Origin of the sequence: Desulfobaculum sp. SPO524 (assembly GCF_044987625.1) — a bacterium.
Classification (GTDB): Bacteria; Desulfobacterota; Desulfovibrionia; order Desulfovibrionales; family Desulfovibrionaceae; genus Desulfobaculum.
The window spans coordinates 112410-127754 of the sequence record NZ_JBJDSB010000004.1; the positions used below are offsets into that span (position 1 = coordinate 112410).

Annotated in this window: 13 protein-coding genes; 6 read left to right on the forward strand and 7 right to left on the reverse strand. The window is 59.6% G+C overall.

The features are described 5' to 3' along the window. The first annotated feature begins 2 nt into the window (after positions 1-2). Positions 3-671 (forward strand): phosphate signaling complex protein PhoU, encoded by a 669-nt coding sequence (gene phoU, locus ACI3L3_RS13570; RefSeq protein ID WP_404845678.1) that lies wholly within the window; start codon positions 3-5, stop codon positions 669-671. A gap of 153 nt (positions 672-824) precedes the next feature. Here the strand turns inward: phoU and ACI3L3_RS13575 are convergent, their stop codons facing one another. From ACI3L3_RS13575 to ACI3L3_RS13590, 4 genes are all read right to left on the reverse strand, one after another. Next, positions 825-1493 (reverse strand): DUF47 domain-containing protein, encoded by a 669-nt coding sequence (locus tag ACI3L3_RS13575; RefSeq protein WP_404845679.1) that lies wholly within the window; start codon positions 1491-1493, stop codon positions 825-827. A gap of 40 nt (positions 1494-1533) precedes the next feature. Further along, on the reverse strand, positions 1534-2769 hold the full coding sequence (locus ACI3L3_RS13580; RefSeq protein WP_404845680.1) for an inorganic phosphate transporter: 1236 nt from the start codon (positions 2767-2769) through the stop codon (positions 1534-1536). Positions 2770-3399: 630 nt separating this feature from the next. Further along, positions 3400-4605 (reverse strand): PhoH family protein, encoded by a 1206-nt coding sequence (locus ACI3L3_RS13585; protein WP_404845681.1) that lies wholly within the window; start codon positions 4603-4605, stop codon positions 3400-3402. A gap of 223 nt (positions 4606-4828) precedes the next feature. Then, the gene (locus tag ACI3L3_RS13590; protein ID WP_404845682.1) at positions 4829-6427 is read right to left on the reverse strand and encodes a DNA repair protein RecN; all 1599 of its coding nucleotides are present in this window, start codon (positions 6425-6427) and stop codon (positions 4829-4831) included. Positions 6428-6666: 239 nt separating this feature from the next. Between ACI3L3_RS13590 and ACI3L3_RS13595 the strand changes: the two genes are divergently transcribed. The 3 genes from ACI3L3_RS13595 to rbr all read left to right on the forward strand — a co-directional run bounded on the left by ACI3L3_RS13595 (position 6667) and on the right by rbr (position 10733). Beyond that, positions 6667-8319: an FAD-dependent oxidoreductase gene (locus tag ACI3L3_RS13595; protein ID WP_404845683.1), complete on the forward strand. Its 1653-nt coding sequence runs from the start codon at positions 6667-6669 to the stop codon at positions 8317-8319. A 1309-nt stretch (positions 8320-9628) separates the two neighbouring features. Continuing rightward, positions 9629-10075 (forward strand): transcriptional repressor, encoded by a 447-nt coding sequence (locus ACI3L3_RS13600; RefSeq protein WP_404845684.1) that lies wholly within the window; start codon positions 9629-9631, stop codon positions 10073-10075. A gap of 82 nt (positions 10076-10157) precedes the next feature. Next, positions 10158-10733, forward strand: coding sequence for a rubrerythrin (gene rbr / locus ACI3L3_RS13605; RefSeq protein WP_404845685.1), 576 nt, complete (start codon positions 10158-10160; stop codon positions 10731-10733). Positions 10734-10832: 99 nt separating this feature from the next. Here rbr and ACI3L3_RS13610 read toward each other — a convergent pair whose 3' ends face one another. Further along, positions 10833-11237 (reverse strand): hypothetical protein, encoded by a 405-nt coding sequence (locus tag ACI3L3_RS13610; RefSeq protein WP_404845686.1) that lies wholly within the window; start codon positions 11235-11237, stop codon positions 10833-10835. 277 nt (positions 11238-11514) lie between these two features. On the opposite strand from ACI3L3_RS13610, the gene ACI3L3_RS13615 reads away from it, so the two are divergent. Further along, positions 11515-11865: a hypothetical protein gene (locus ACI3L3_RS13615; RefSeq protein WP_404845687.1), complete on the forward strand. Its 351-nt coding sequence runs from the start codon at positions 11515-11517 to the stop codon at positions 11863-11865. Between the two features lie 120 nt (positions 11866-11985). Here ACI3L3_RS13615 and ACI3L3_RS13620 read toward each other — a convergent pair whose 3' ends face one another. Together ACI3L3_RS13620 and ACI3L3_RS13625 are read right to left on the reverse strand one after the other, a co-directional pair. Then, positions 11986-12645, reverse strand: a complete 660-nt coding sequence (locus ACI3L3_RS13620; RefSeq protein WP_404845688.1) for a precorrin-8X methylmutase — start codon at positions 12643-12645, stop codon at positions 11986-11988. After that, positions 12642-14393 carry a radical SAM protein gene (locus ACI3L3_RS13625; RefSeq protein WP_404845689.1) on the reverse strand — a complete coding sequence of 584 codons (1752 nt, stop codon included), beginning with the start codon at positions 14391-14393 and terminating at the stop codon, positions 12642-12644. The genes ACI3L3_RS13620 and ACI3L3_RS13625 overlap by 4 nt, the downstream gene beginning before the upstream one ends. Before the next feature lie 357 nt (positions 14394-14750). On the opposite strand from ACI3L3_RS13625, the gene ACI3L3_RS13630 reads away from it, so the two are divergent. Continuing rightward, positions 14751-15323 carry an RsbRD N-terminal domain-containing protein gene (locus tag ACI3L3_RS13630; protein ID WP_404845690.1) on the forward strand — a complete coding sequence of 191 codons (573 nt, stop codon included), beginning with the start codon at positions 14751-14753 and terminating at the stop codon, positions 15321-15323. Positions 15324-15345 lie beyond the last annotated feature (22 nt).

Here is a 15345-nt window from a genome sequence, read left to right on the forward strand (position 1 = left end):
ATATGAACGTAGAACGCCACTTTCACCGGCAACTGGACGAGCTCAAGATGCATGTTCTTGAGATGGCCGCCTATACCGAGCGCGCCGTGGTCAAAGCCACCGAGGCGCTTCTGGAACGCGACGCCGACGCCGCGGAACGCATCATCGAAGACGACGCAACCATCAACGACATGGAACTGCACATCGACGAGGTGTCCCTGCACCTTTTGGCCCTTGATGCGCCCATGGCGCGCGACCTGCGCTTCATCACCGGCGTGCGCCGCGCCATTATTGACTTTGAGCGCATGGGCGACGAGGCCGTGAACCTTGCCGAAAAGACCATCTTTCTCGCCCGGCTGCCCGAATTGCCGCATCCGCAGCTATTGAACGAGATGGTCAGCGTGGTTCTTGATATGCTCAAGGTGACGCTGGAGGCCTTCCGCGAGCAGAATGTGGACAAGGCCGTGGACGTGTGCCGCATGGACTACAAGGCCGACGACCTCAACGTGAAGATTCTCAAGCAGACCATGGACGACATGGTCTGCGAGACCACGGGCGTTCGCCGCGCCATCAACACCATCCTTGCCGCACGGCATCTGGAACGTGTGGGGGACCTTGCCACCAACGTGGCAGAGACGACAATTTTCATCGCCAAAGGCCTGAATGTGAAGCATCAGTGCCAAAAGACGTGACGCCGGGTTCCTCTCTCCCCGGTTTACGTGAGGGGCGGGGCTTCGTGGCGGCGAAGCCCCGCCGTTTTTTCCCCGCGCATGGCGCAAAAAAAGCGGCCCTCCGGTCAATGACCGGGGGGCCGCCTTGTGCGTGGCGTACAATGAGGCCCGGCGTTAGCGGGCAATCATGGAGCGCAGGATGTCGGCACAATTTTCGGTATTGTGCGCCATGCCGTGCAGCTTTTCCACAAAGTGGATCAGCTGGTAGATGTCCTTAAAGTCCATGTCTTCGTTGTAAATCTCGGACACCAGCTTGTTCTTGGCCTTAAAGATGGCGTGGCGCTTTTTGCGGATGGCCCAGAACTGGTCCTTGGTGCCGCGCCTGTCCAGGTGCTCGGTGTAGATGAGGCCGAGGGTGGCCTTGAGCGCCGGGCCGAGCATGTCGGTCAGGGAATCCACATCGTCGATAAGCTCGATGATTTTGCGCTGGTAGGGCACGGGGATGTCCACGGGGCGCATGGCCAGCCACTGCATGGCTTCCTGCGCTTCGTCAAGGACGTTGTCCTGCGCCTTGGTGTAGTTGAGGAACAGGGTTTTATCCACGGGCATGAACAGACCGCGCGGCAGGTGGTTGCGGATCCTGCGCTTAATCAGGTCGGCCTGATTTTCAATGTGGTCGATCTGCTTGGCGAGCTCCATGAACTCGCGGCACGCTCCGCCCGCCACGTAGCATTCCAGAGAATCTTTAATGATCTCCGTGCACTCGTGGATCTTCTCGTAGTGGTCCACCAGTCCGTCAAGCGGGCTGCGGGAGGTCAGCAGTCCAAACAGGGGCAAACGCATCGGGTGTCCTCCTTCCTCTATGAGGTATGGTCGTTACCTATCAGTAAACAGACCACTTTAAAAACTGAAAAATAACGATCGACGTCAGGGCCGCGATGGGTACGGTCAGCAGCCAGTAGATGACGATCTTGCCCAGTACACTGAAGTCCACGGCCTTAAAGCCGCGGGCAAGCCCCACACCGGTCACGGCGCCAACAGCGGCGTGGGTGGTGGACACGGGCAGGCCCAGCTTGGACGCCACGAGAACCGTCGTCGCGGCGGAAAAGTCCACGGCAAAGCCGCGGGTATTGGTCAGCGTGGTGATCTTCTCGCCAACGGTGGACATCACCTTGTGGCCCAGAACGCAGATACCAAGTGCAATGCCCGCGCCGCCAATAGCCAGCATCCACAGCGGCACCTCGGCCTGCGTCAGGAAGGCATGCTGCTTGGACAGCACATAAATGGCGGCAATGGGACCAATGGCGTTGGCCACGTCGTTCGCGCCCTGCGACAACGCCACATAACACGAGGTGAAAATCTGAAGGCGTCGGAAAATGCTCTCCACACCTTCCACGCTTTCGTCAAGCTCCATGGATAGGCGGGTGACCATGCGCACACCCACCAGCCACGCTGCGACAGCCAGCATAACGATAACGCCGAGGGATTCCCACCACGTCAAGGCCAGCTGTTTGCCCACAGGGGTCTTATACATAAAGGAAAAGCCCACCAAAACCATGGTCAGGCCCATCCAGCGGGGGCCCCATGCCTTGGCGTGCTTGATGAAATTGCGCCGCATAAAAATCTTGCGGCGAATCTGCGAGAAGATGAAAAAGGCAATGCCCGCCGCTAAAAACGGCGAAATAAACCACGAGAGGACAACCCCGCCAAGCTTCACCCAGTTCACAACGCTGGGGCCGCCAGCCACAAGGCCAAAGCCCAAAATGGCGCCCACAATGGAGTGCGTAGATGAAACGGGAAGCGCCGTGAGGGTGGCAATAAGCACCCAGAGCGCAGCAGACAGCAGGGCGGCGAACATCCCAATCAAAATCAACTTGGGGTCGCCAATGGTCGAAGCGTTGATGATGCCCTTACTCACCGTGGCCGTCACATGCGACCCAAGAAAAACAGCGCCGACAAAGTTCAGGCTGCCCGCGATAAACACGGCTTGCTTCACGGTGATGGCGCGCGCACCCACAGCAGATGCCATGGAGTTGGCGACATCGTTGGCACCAAGGTTAAAGGCCATCAAAAATCCTGCCCCAAGGGACAGGAGGAGAAAAAGATCATAAATATCCATCATTTGTTCCTTGCTGGCAGGGTGACGGTTTCGGCGTTCCCTGTTCGCGACGCCGAGCAACTGTCGGCGTGTATGTCACAGCTTTGTTACAGCTCTGTGTCGAAAACGTCATGCGGGACTCATAATAGAAAACGGCCGTTTTGAACAGCACCACAGCCCGTTTTCGGACTTCGTTCTAATCGGCTGGGATCGTGGACTTTTTTGCCTGCGGCGCAGGAGTGGAAGAGGGCCTCCGGCGGGTTAAGGGAATGATTCCCTTAACAATCCCCAGGATTTTTCGGGCGGAAACCGCCCGAAAAATAGGGGTGGGTGGGCGGGTTCTTCTGCCTTCTCTCTTCGTATTCTTGCGCATTCCGAACAGGGATTCTCACCGCCCTTCACGCACCACCAACGCCCCCAAAAAAAATCTCTCCACATAAACACGGACGAGAGCAGTCAGGGGTGACGACTGTGCCCACCAAGAGCACCCGGTCTGTGCGCACATGGGATTCCAAAGGGCCCGCGGCCCTTTGGCCTGCGGAGCAAAAAAGCATCGGCCCACTCTCCCGCCGCATCTCCCCACAACGAAAAGGCCGCCGCAATCTGCGACGGCCGCTGTGGTGCCTGCGCGCTGGCGCGCGGGCGCCCGTGTTAGAGCTTGGCTTTCAGCACGAGGTCGGTGATGGGGCCTCTGGAGCGTTCGCCTTTAAGGACGAGATGGGCGTAGTTGTCGGCGCCTTTGCACTTGCGCACGACCCAGTTGAGACCGTTGTTGGCGACGCTGAGATAGGGGTTATCGACCTGGCTTGTATCGCCGAGGCAGATGCACTTGACGTTTTCCCCCATGCGGGTGAGCAGGGCGCGGATTTCCACGCGCGAGAGATTTTGTGTTTCGTCGATGATGACGCAGGCGTTTTCGATGTTCATGCCGCGGATGTAGGCGAGGGGGAGGATTTCGAATTTTTTGGGATTGAAGCGCAGGGGTTCGGCTTTGGGGTCGATGAACAGGCGGTTTGCCGGGCGTGCGGTGTGCAGCTTGAGCAACAGGTCCTTGATGTAGCGGACGTAGGGCTGCATTTTTTCTTCGATGTCGCCGGGCAGAAAGCCCATCTTGGCGCCGAGTTCGATGGTTGGTTTAAGGAGAATGATGCGGTTGAAGCGTTTTTGTTCCAGCACTTGGTAGAGGCTGGCGGCGAGGGCGAGATAGGTCTTGCCGAATCCGGCTTCGCCTTGGACGGAGACGAGGTCGATGTCGGCGTTGAGCATGAGTTCCAGCGCGAGGTTCTGATACACGGAGCGGGGGCGGGTGTTCCAGACGTCGTGCTGGTAGGTGATGGGCTTGTCGCCTTTTGGGGAGTGCAGCACGGGTTTGCCGTCCTGCCATGTAAAGCTGTTGGGGAGCGGGGCGTCGGCGTCGGAGAAGCCGGTGTAGAGCTGTGATTCGGATTCGAAGGGCTTTGAGTCCCGAAACTCCTCGCTGGCGATATCCAGCATGGAGGCTTGCAGGCGGAGGATGCGGTCGTTGGTGACGAGGATGGGGTCTTTGATGTCCGTGGAGGACTGAATTTCCTTGAGGATGTAGTTGTCGACGAGCTCGTCCGTAAAGCGGGAGGTGCTGGAGCCGTTGCGGATGAAGCGGATGTTGTCCTTGTGCTCCAGCAGTTGGTCTATGACCTTGGCGATGATGTGCCGCAGGCGCGGGTTGGTCTTGAGTTGGTTCAGTTCAATGAGGACGTGATAGGGAATGTAGATGTTGTTGTCGCTGCCGTTTCGCAGGTTAATGATGGATTGGGGATTTTCGATGAGGACGTTCGTATCAACCACATAGTTCTTGGGCGCGCTGTGCTGTGTGGACACGTCCTTTCCTTTGGGCTGGGGGTTCAGGCCCGGGCGCGGGCCTTTGTGACAGGCCTCGACCACATGCAACGATCCGGGGGACGATGGGCCCGGATTTGCTAAAAGGATATGACAGCGGAGGAATTGTGTAAACAGAGTCCAGAAAGAGACTGGACTTTTTCATAGTCCCGTCACCAGATTGTCATACAAAACATGACGCACTGGTGACGGAAGGCAAAGATGCTTAGGAGGAGGTGAGTTGGCGCGCCATGGCTTCGCCTTGTGCGCCGCCGCCCGCCATGCGGACGAGTTCGGCAAAGACTTCGGCGTCGTCAAGGCGCTGGCAGGTGACGTGCGTGGCGCCGTCCATGATGTGCTTGGAGACCTGAAAATGCCGCGCGGCGCGGGATGCGAGCTGCGGCCAGTGCGTGATGAGAATGACCTGCCGGTTGCCGGCAAGGGCGGCGATGCGGTCGGCCACGGCGTTGAGGGTCAGGCCGCCGATGCCGGCGTCTACTTCATCAAAGATGAGTGTGGGGATGCGCTCGCGCGTCATGAGGCCTACAAGGGCGAGCAAAAAGCGCGAAAGCTCACCGCCGGAGGCGATTTTGTCCAGCGGCTGTGGATGCTGGCCGGGGTTGGGAATCCACAGCAGGCGCGGGCGGTCCTCAAACAGGCCGGGGGCGACTTCCGTGGGCACAAATTCAAACTCCACGTCAACGGCTTCGTTGAAACCGAGGCCGCGCAGGTCCGTGGCGAGGGCTGCCGCAAGCTCCACGGCCGCGCTTCGGCGCGCGCTGTTCAGCTTTTCCAGCACGCCGCCGAGTTCAGCGGACAGTTCGTCCTGCTTCTTTTCCAGCTGCTTGAGGTCCAGCGTGCAGGAGTCGAGAAAAGAAATGTTGTTGTCGATTTCGGTTCTGAAGTCGACGATCTCTTCAAGGGTGCGGTTGAGCTTGCGCTTAAGCTGGGCGATTTCGAACAGGCGCGCCTCAATCTGCTCAATGTCGGCGTCCCCGCCATTCCCCCGGTCTGCGCCGCGTAGGCGGTTTTCCAGGTCCCTGAGGCGCAGGCGGATTTCCTCGGCGGATTCGGCGTCTTCGCGCCAGTCTTCGTCAAGGTCCGCAAGGTGCTCCAGCTCGCGCGAGAGAAAGGCGATGCGGTCCACAAGGCCGCCGTCCTCGCCGTAGAAGACGGACAGCGCGCCCTCAATGGCTTGCTCGGCCTGTGCGGATTCCTGATGCGACTGCTTGCTGGCGAGAAGCTCGTCCTCTTCGCCGGGCTGCGGGTCCACCTTCTCGATTTCCGCCAGTTGAAATTCCAGAAATTCGCGCTTGTCGGACAGCTCGCGGATGCGCTGCGTGAGGTGCTCGCGCTCCTTGATGAGGGCGGTCATTGCGCCAAGCAGGCGGTCTTTTTCCTCCACAAGGGAGCGGTCGGGCAGGAAGGTGTCCAGCACCTTGCCCTGATAGGACGGGGCCAGCAGGCGCTGCTGGCCGTGCTGGCTGGTGTGCAGCAGCAGGCTGGGGCGCAGTTCGCGAACCACGGACTGCGAGCTGAGTTTGTCGTCCACAAACTGGCGGCTGCGGCCCGTTTCGGCGGAAAGCTCGCGGCGCAGGATGCGTTCCTCGCCGTCCACATTAAAGACGGCTTCCACCACGGCTTTGTCCTTGCCGGGGCGCACCATGTCGCGGCCCAGCTTGTCGCCGGTAAGGAAGTTGATGGCGCGCAGGATGAAACTTTTGCCAGCGCCAGTCTCACCCGTGAGCACGTTCAGCCCGCGGGAAAAGTCCAACTCAAGATCATCTATGAGTGCAAGATGTTGTATGCGAAGGTATTCTAGCATGATTTCACCCGGAGCGGACTGTACCTTGGGGATGTGATTTTGCCAATCCCTATTCCCCGGGTAGCCGTGCCCGGCGAAAACAAAAGTGCGCCTGCGAGTGGCGCCGCAGTCAGCCGGAAAGGCTTGTGCGGTCCTGTGCCGGGTGATAGTCTGGGGAGGATATGGGGTTTACGCCCCGGCATGTGGAGATTTCGTGAACTCCCAGAAGAACCGGCCACTTATGCAAAGGGAGAATGCTAATGACTGCACCAGAAGACTACTCCGCCGACTCCGGCGATTGGTTCATTCCCGAGGAAAGCCGCAAGCACCTTGAAGAAGCCTTTGCCGACCTGAAGGGCGACGTGGCCATCGAGGTCTTTACCCGCAAAGGCGAGAACGATCCCTATAATGACGCCACAATCGGCTTTTGCCGCGACCTTGGACGGCTCTCAGACAAAATTGCCGTCACCTTTCACGATTGCGATTCCGACCATGCGAAAGAGCGCGACGTCATGCGTTCCCCCACCGTGGTCATGCAGCCGGACGCTGTGCGCCTGCGCTACATCGGCGCGCCCCTTGGTGAGGAGGCCCGCACGTTCATCGAAGCGGTCATGCTGCTGTCTTTTGGCGAGAGCCGCCTCTCGGATGTGTCCGCCGACCTTATGAAAGAGTTGGACGAAGAGCGCGCGGTGAAGGTGTTCGTCAGCCCCACGTGCCCGTACTGTCCCGGACAGGTGAGTAATGCCTTCCGCGCCGCCATGCACCGTCCGGACCTCGTCTCCGCTGAGTGCATAGAGACAGGCGAGAACCCAGACCTCGCCGAAAAATATAGCGCCAACGCCCTGCCCAAGACCATCATCAACGAAACTTTCGAGCAGCGTGGGCTTTACCCCGAGGAGCGATTCGTTGCCGAGCTGGTGGCCCTGAAGGCCGCTGATGAGTTGCAACAGGCCATGGCCGAGCCAAAGGACGACAACGTCAAGAAGGTGGACGTGGTCATTGTCGGCGGGGGACCGGCGGGACTCACCGCAGCCATCTACGCCGAGCGCGCGGGGCTCTCCAGTGTTGTGCTGGAGAAGGGCGTGGTCGGCGGGCAGGTTGCCCTCACGCCGGAGGTGGAGAACTATCCCGGTTTCAAGAAAGTGGGCGGCATTCAGCTTATGGACCTCATCGGCGAGCAGGCACGTGAATACGGCCTCGTCAAAGAGGGCGAAGAGGCGCGCGAGGTCAAGGTCGGACGCGATATTGAAGTGTTCACGGACCGCACTCACTACGTGGCCAGAGCGCTCATTCTCGCCACGGGCGCGTCCTCAAAGCGCCTTGGCGTCCCCGGCGAGGACGAACTGTTCGGGCGCGGCGTCTCGGTGTGCGCCAGCTGCGACGGCTGGGCCTACAAGGGCAAAGAGGTGCTCATGATCGGCGGCGGCTCCTCCGCCCTCACCGAAGCTCTGCACCTGCACAACATGGGCATAGGCGTCACCATCGTCCATCGCCGCGACAGCTTCCGCGCCGAGAAGCATCTGCAGCAAAGCGTGGAGCGCGAGGGCATCCCTGTGCTGTGGAACACCGTGGTGGAGGAATTTGTCGGTGACGACAACGGCCTCAAGACCGTGCGCTTGAAGAATATTCAAGATGGCACCCAAACCGAAGTCGATGTCCCCGGCGCATTCGTCGCCATCGGCTGGCGCCCCGAAACCACCATCGCCCAGATGCTCGGCGTCAAAACCGACGACTACGGCTACATCGTCGCCGACCGCCACATGCGTACGAACATCCCAAGGATTTACGCCTGCGGCGACGTCATCGGCGGCGTCCAGCAAATCGTCACCGCCGTCGGCGAAGGCTCCACCGCAGCCCTCTCCGTCTTCGAAGACATCGCCAACCCCTACTGGAAAAAGCCAGAAGGCGAGTAGAGCAGTCGCGAGGAGGGATGTCGGCGGCACCATCCTGCATGAAAGAGCGCCCCGGAGACGGGGCGCTTTTTTTGTGTGGCGGTGGAAGGGGGGCAGGACAGAGGGGCGATGAGAAGAAGAGCGAGGCAGGGAGGAGGGAAGAGAAGAAGTGCCTCCGGCGGTTTAAGGGCCATCGGCCCTTAAAAATCCCAAGTGCGCACATGCCGGGTGCGCGTGGATGGGACTGTCGTCACCCCTGTGTGGCTCCCGTTTGTGTTGACGGGGAAATGATTTTTTTTGGGGTGTTGGCGTGTCCGGATGGTCGGTGAGAATCCCTGTCGAATGAGGATTTAAACGGGCGAAGCTCCCTTGGGGGCGTTGATAAGGATAAGCCCCGTCATGCCTTGAGGTCTCGGGTCTGCCTTCTTCGTTCGTGTCCATCGACCATAACCACAACCCAAACTTCCCGCGCGAAGCACAGAAGCACCAAAGCATTCGGACGCTTTGAAGCGTCCAGAGCGGCCCAGCACGTGCCGTGCGCCCACACCCGTCCACCACCAACGCCCGCGCACAGCACCCGGCCAGCCCGCCACTATTCACCCCCTTTCCCAACCTCAGTCCCACCCCTCCCCAACCACCAACCTCAGCGCGAAGCAAGGAATCCCAAAGCATTCGGACGCTTCTAAGCGTCCAGAGCGGCCTCGCCCGTGCCGCGCGCCCACACCCGCCCACCACCAACACCCGCGCATAGCACCCGGCCAGCCCGCCAGCCAAAGCCTAAAAACCACGCCCGAGACCGCCCCGCGGACGCCTCCATCATTCATCCGGCTCCGGCTGGAGGGGGGCGGGTGTCCAGAGGGTGCGGGGGGAATCCTGCAAGGTTCCCCCATCACCCTTTGGCCGTCGGAGACACGGCGACAACATACAGAAATACCACCGAAAGCATATCTCGGCCCCGCCAACATGGCGCACCTCTACCAAAGGTGCTTTCGCTATAACAGCTAAAGCATCTCTCGGCCCCGCCACCACAACGTACCACCACCAAGGCCTCTTTCTCCCCACCACCAATGCCGCATTGTCCTCGACACCGAAAGCACCTCTTGGCCCACGCCAACAAAATGCACCGCCACCGCCATCATCCCTCTCTTCTCTTCCCGTCCCCCTCTCCCCTCCACACACCCAACCCCACACTCCGCAACCTTTCCAACACGAAACCCAACATCGCGCTCTCCCCATCCACCCCTTGCCATTCCGACAAAAAAACGCAAAATTCCTCTTGACGAAAACGCTTAACGATAATAGTTCCTATTTGTGTAAGGAGGGTGTCGATATGGAAGCAAAGAGTCCCAAGAGGATGACGAAGCAACGGCGAATCATCCTGGAGGAGCTCCGCAAGCTCACAAGTCATCCAACTGCTGACGAGTTGTATGAAATTGTGCGGGAGCGGCTCCCAAGGGTGAGTCTTGGAACTGTTTACCGCAACTTGGAGGTCCTCTCCGAGAGCGGAGAGATACTGAAGCTGGAATCGGCCGGAAGCCAGAAGCGCTTTGACGGCAATCCTATGGATCACCACCACGTGCGGTGCATGGGATGTGGCCGTGTGGGCGATGTTGAGGTGGTCGGCGACGCAACGCTGCCCGCCCTAGAAAATTTTCGGTGCGACGGGTTTTCCATTACGCGGGGCACGCTTGAGTTTACGGGCCTGTGCGACGCGTGCAAGGACAAGCTGGACGAAGAGGGCGCCATGCCCGAAGCCGCAACCCAGACCAGACAGTAGTCTCCCCCTCTTGACTGAGAAGACTTCTGACATATCCTCTACAATAACGAACTGTTAAACATACTCGAACGGAGAATCCCACATGAAATCCATCAAGGGTACGCAGACTGAAAAGAACATTCTCACTGCTTTTGCTGGCGAATCTCAGGCACGCAACCGCTACACCTACTGGGCCAGCGTTGCCAAGAAGGAAGGCTACGTTCAGATTTCCGCCATCTTCACCGAGACCGCTGATCAGGAAAAGGAACACGCAAAGCGCCTGTTCAAGCTCCTTGAGGGCGGCGAGGTCGAGATTGGTGCGGCGTTCCCGGCCGGCACCATCGGTTCCACCCTTGAGAACCTGAAGGCCGCTGCCGCTGGCGAGCAGGAAGAGCACGAGCACATGTACCCCTCTTTCGCCAAGGTCGCCCGCGAGGAAGGCTTTGACGAAATCGCCGCTATTTTCGAGGCCATTGCCAAGGCCGAGCAGTTCCACGACGAGCGCTACCGCGACCTCGCCGCGAACATCGAAAACGGCACCGTGTTCAAGAAGGGTGACACCATCGTGTGGCGTTGCCGCAACTGTGGCTACATCCACGAGGGCACCGAAGCTGTGAAGCTGTGTCCCGCTTGCGCGCACCCTCAGGCGCACTTCGAAGTGCTGACCAAGAACTGGTAGCCCCTGAGTGGTCGCGGCCAGCCGCGATATGAGAAAAGACAGCCCCCGGCGCATGCGTCGGGGGCTGTTGTTTTTTGGGATGGTGCCGCTTGGGGCGGACTAGATGTCTGGCGCGGACGACCGGGCCGGGGACTTCTCCACCAAGTCGCACAGGAGCAGGGCCGCGGTCAGGTCGCTGGCGTTGTCCTGCGTCATGGACGTCATGATGTATTCTTTGAGGGCGTGGCAGGTCTCCACCAGGAGCTGGCTTTTGGCGGCCTCGAAATGGTAGGCCACGTCCAGCAGACAGAGCAGGTGATACTGCCATTCCTCATTGTCCTTCACGTGGTAGCGCAAAATCTCGCGAATTTTCAAAACGGCGAAGACCACGCTTTCCAGTTGTGAATAGTTCCGTGCGAATATCTGCCCGTCGTTGATGACGGGCGGTGGGTACGGTGTGAGCGGTGGTGATGCGACCGCCGCCTTGCGCGCCCTGAAGGCGTCAAGGGATACGACCTGCGGCATGCTCGGCCTCCATCTGTTGCAAATTCACGTGGGCCAGAGACGTCCAAAAGCGTCTCCGCTACACCTCTTTTCGGCGGCGGGGGCCAAAACATTAGGCCCCACCGTCAATTTCCCGCCTTGCTGCATCCGTGAGTCATGGCCGCAGGCCCTGCGCGGCGTGCACAGGCGCGGCGCCGCGGGACCTTCCACGGTATGGACTGCTTTTTGCTTTTGCCCTTGAAGCGCATCCCGCGCGAGCGAAACCCGTCGCCGATGGCGGCACAGGAGCAGGGCAGCCATGAAATACGACTTCGGATTTGGCGAAAAAGGTGCGGCGCTTCGGGCAAACACCGCAGAACAGACCATGCGGGTGGCCTTTCTTGAGGACATGCGCGAAGGCGGCATCTGTGACAGAATGATTCGCGAATACGGCGAGCTGGCATCGGCCATGAGCCAGATGCTGGGAATGCTGAATGAAAAAGGCTTTGAAGACGGCCTGCGCGGCGCGGACCGCGAGCGCTACCAGCGCATCATGGCGCGGATGACCACCTCCGCCAAACGCGCGCGGGGCGTCATTGACGAATCGTCCGAGCTGGAGATGGAATCCCATCTCGTCCTGAGTGGCACTGAAAGCACAATGATGAATTAGCCGCCGCCCGCGGCCTCCGGTTGAGGCAGCGGCGGTGTTTTGACGCAGAGACAGGCACAGGGCCGATTCCGCGAGGGATCGGCCCTGTGCCTGTTTTTGATGGATGGGGGGCGCGGTGGACTATTCGCCTGCGGCGGCGAGGGCGATGTCCGCCAAGGCGTTGACGCATGCCGCCGCAAGGGGGGAGCCGCCTTTGCGGCCCGCAATGGTAATAAAAGGAACATCCGTGCGCTGGGCCAGCAGAGCTTTGGATTCTGCGGCGTTCACGAATCCGACGGGCATGCCCACCACAAGGGCGGGGCGGATGGCCCCGGCGTCGATGTGCTCCATAAGGCGGAGCAGGGCGGTAGGCGCGTTGCCGATGACGAAAATGGCGGGCTGGAGGCGCGCCACGGCGGTGTCCACGGCCATGCGGGCACGGGTGTGGCCGGTGGCCTTGGCCTGGGCCATAACGTCCGGGTCATTCATGAGACAGGCGACGCTGCACCCAAGGGGCGTCATGCGCCGCATAGGGATGCCCATGCGCGCCATTTCGGTGTCCGTGACAATGGCGCACCCCGCAGACAGGGCGGCCACGCCGGAACGCACAGCGCCGGGGGAAAAGCGCACAAGGTCCAGCATCTCAAAGTCCGCGCTGGTGTGGATGAGACGGCGGACAACGTTCCACCTGTGGCCGGTAAAGGGGCGCGGCTCGGGCACTTCCGCGTCGATGATGGCCATGGACGAGGCTTCTATGCCGTGCGGCGAAAAGGCGGTGTGGAGTTTTGGGGTGTCGCTCATGCGGACTGCTCCGTCAGGTTGGCAAGCTGGAAGCGCAGGGTTTCGGCGTCCATGTGGTTGCCGAGGTTCTGGTGGCAAACCATGCGCAGATGCAGGGCCTGTGGCGTTTCGGTAAACGGTTCGGCCAGCGCGAGGGCCTTTTCAAAGTCGCCGCAGTTCATGAGGCTGACGGCAAGGGCAAGGCTGATGCGCTCATGCCCTGGGTTGCCGGTCAGCCCAAGGGCGAGAACGCGGATGGACTCGGGGTATTCCCGGCGCTTTTGCAGCATCATGCCAAGGCCAAGGGCCGCTGTGGCGTCAGGATGGTAGGCGAGGGCGCGACGGAACAGCTTCTCCGCGATGTCCGGCGAGTCCAGCACGTGCAGATTGGACGCGTAGTCGCCGTGGGCGAAGGTCATGCCAAGGCGCGCGAGGAAGTCCGCGTGCAGCGGCGCGAATTCGGGGTCGTCCACCAGTTCGATGGCGTCCACGAATTCCGGCAGCCACGAATAGTAGGTCTCCCGCAGGCGCGCGCCGTAGGCCTCGACCGTGGCGAGGTCCAGAGTGTCGTCCATTTCAAAGTATTTGATGTCCTCAACCGGGGCGTTCCAGACGTCGTCGGTGGCGCCAGTCTTCTCTTTGTACATCTCGTAGAGCTTTGTGCCCGGAAAGATGGACAGAATAAAGAAATGCACAATAAGGGGGCGAATGTCGCGGATGAGGTCAAGGGACGCGGTAATGGTCTCTTCGGTCTCGCCGGGGCTGCCGTAGATGAAATAGGCGCGGGCAAGGATGCCGTAGCGCGTGGTGAGGTCAAAGGCGCGTTTGATGTCCTCTGTGCGGACATTTTTGTTCAGAAACTCGCGGATGTCCTCGCTGCCGGATTCCACGCCGTAGCTGATTTGGATGCAGCCAGCCCGGCGCATCCACGAGAGGATGTCCTCGTCCACGCGGTCCACACGCGAGATGGCCGCCCACTCGATGTTCAGCCCCCGGCGCAGGATTTCCTGACACACGGCGATGACGCGTTTTTTGTCCATGGTGAACGTGTCGTCGGAAACATAAAAGAATGTTTCGCCGCGCTTGGTGAGCAGTTCCAGTTCATCCACAAAATGTTCCGGGCTGCGGAAGCGGACCTTGGCGCCCCACAGGGAGGGGGAACCGCAAAAAGTGCAGCGCCCCGGGCATCCGCGCGAAAGGGCAACGTGCTGGTACGAGAAGTGCCGTGCAGGAATAGGCAGGGCGTCCAGGTCTCGGATGCGTTCGCGCTGCGGGGTGTGGATGATGTTTCCGGCCTTGTCGCGTCGTGCAAGCCCGTGTATGTGGGAGAAGTCTGTTTCAGTATTGGCAAGGGCTTGGGCGATCTCCAGCATGGTGTATTCGCCTTCGCCAATGACGCAGCAGTCCACATTGTCCGATGAGGCAAGGAAAAAGTCCGAAAGAGTCGTGGAGCCGACACCTCCGAAAACATTTATAACTTTGGGGTTCACCTGTTTGGCGATTTCGGCTATTTCAAGCGCGCCGAACCTGTTGGCCTGGAGCACGGAAAAACCGATGAGATCGGGCTTCTTTGCTTCCAGCTCGGCGCGGATGTCATCACCGCAGCCGACTTTGTCGTGCCAGTTGCAGACCTCCACATCAAAGCCGTGCTCCTTGAGCATGGCGGCGATCCAGTAGACCCCGATGGGAACACTGACAACGTCTTCGGTGTGGGTGCGCTCTTCGAGCCAATAGGGATAGATGAGCAGAATGCTGAGTCTGTGAGGCATGGTCGTTGTGTTACGTCCTTGACGGTTGGCAATTGGTTGCGGACCGTTCCGCTCCAGCGGGTGTACCCGAAGCGGAGGTCGACTTCCAGGGAAAACCGGGTAGGCTGCCCGAGGCAGATCTTCACGGTCGTGAAAAAATGAACGATAGGTTTGACGAAGTGGCCTAACATTCATTATATGCTGACCAAGTTTCAACCATGAGCGGATGTCTGAATAAGGGGGGCATCCGCCTGTCCGTGCATGGTTGAAATTGATTATCACGTGTTTACAAAATCTGCGGGATATTTCAGTAAAACGCGAAACATCCTGCAGACCAAGCACGCAAATCTCCCTTCTTCCAACAGAGTGTTGTCTTCCATGAAGCTAGCAGAACTGCTTACGACCCGGCGCGACGATATTCTCGAACGGTGGTTCGACCTCATCGTGAAGACCTATCCCGGTCTGAGCTCCATCTTTTTGAAAAAGGACCACCCCTGGGGCAACCCGGTTGGGGTGAACATCAAGACAGCCATCTCTGGCATCTACGACGAACTTCTTCAGGACGAGGCCTCCGACCGCCTTGCTCCGCTTATCGACACCGTGGTCCGCATCCGTGCGGTGCAGGAGTATTCTCCCTCCGAAGCCACGGCCATATTCATGCTTCTCAAACATGTCGTGCGCGAGGCCGCATCGAAAGAGGTTGAGGAATCCGGCGAAGCGCTTTCGCAGGAATGCATCCAAGACCTGTGGGACTTCGAGTCCAATGTGGACACCGTGGTACTCATTGCGTTCGACATTTATACCAAATGCCGCGAAAAACTCTTTGAGCTTCGGCTGAATGACTCAAAGCAGCGTTTTTCTGGTCTCTTGAGGAGAGCCGGCTTGGTTTGTGACTTCTCGGAGTGGGCCGAAAAAAAGGACGATGATGCTCCGGAGTCCGGTGACGGGTAACTGGCACTGCAACTTTAATCGA